Consider the following 701-nt stretch of genomic DNA (forward strand, 5'->3'; position numbering starts at 1 on the left):
CTACCGATAATGGGACGTTATGTTAACTAGACGTGTATGAGATATACAATCAAACAAATTTATTTTCCATTTTCATTCTTATTTTGAAATAGATGCACAATCAAAAGTCCACCAACAAATAAGATTGAAAATCCTACGACTATATATAATCCGTTTTTTGGTATTCCTAATATAATTGCAAGATAACTAAAAGAAAAAGCCCATAATGCTAAAATTATGATTTCTAACATCTTCTTTTTCATTAAAAGTTAAGCACCCCAAATCCCCTTAAAAAAGTTGTATTCRGAATATTGTAACAAAATCAAAAAAAGACCCTACAAGAKGGTCTTTCATCAGCTAATATTAAGCTTTTTGAACATTAGTAGCTTGTGGGCCACGTTGTCCTTKTTCTACTTCAAACGTTACACTTTGTCCTTCGTCTAAAGATTTGAAACCGTCGATTTGGATAGCTGAGAAATGTACGAATACGTCTTCTCCACCTTCACGCTCGATGAATCCAAAACCTTTGTCTGCATTAAACCATTTTACTTTACCTTGTTCCATAATTGTTGCCTCCTAGTGTGGATACCCACACATATGTTACTACCCYTGCYCAAATACCTTAGACGAAAAACAAAATTTATTCTTAATCTCAAACCGAACAAAAATAGGTCTTTCTTAAATTAACATACTTTCTAAAAAACAGCAAATTTCAAAAATAA

At 32.0% G+C, this 701-nt stretch carries 2 protein-coding genes; both read right to left on the minus strand.

What is annotated here, in order from left to right; genetic code table 11:
* Window positions 1-59 precede the first annotated feature (59 nt).
* On the minus strand, window positions 60-242 hold the full coding sequence (locus AC1DKZ_RS32890; RefSeq protein WP_476997974.1) for a hypothetical protein: 183 nt from the start codon (window positions 240-242) through the stop codon (window positions 60-62).
* A gap of 100 nt (window positions 243-342) precedes the next feature.
* The gene (locus AC1DKZ_RS32895) at window positions 343-543 is read right to left on the minus strand and encodes a cold-shock protein (RefSeq protein WP_476997975.1); all 201 of its coding nucleotides are present in this window, start codon (window positions 541-543) and stop codon (window positions 343-345) included.
* Window positions 544-701: the final 158 nt, after the last annotated feature.

Source organism: Bacillus sp. 05T21, from assembly GCF_056396785.1.

Coding starts and splice junctions, on each gene's coding strand:
- AC1DKZ_RS32890 (WP_476997974.1), bottom strand. CDS start 242: ATGAAAAAGAAGATGTTAGAAATCATAATTTTAGCATTATGGGCTTTT.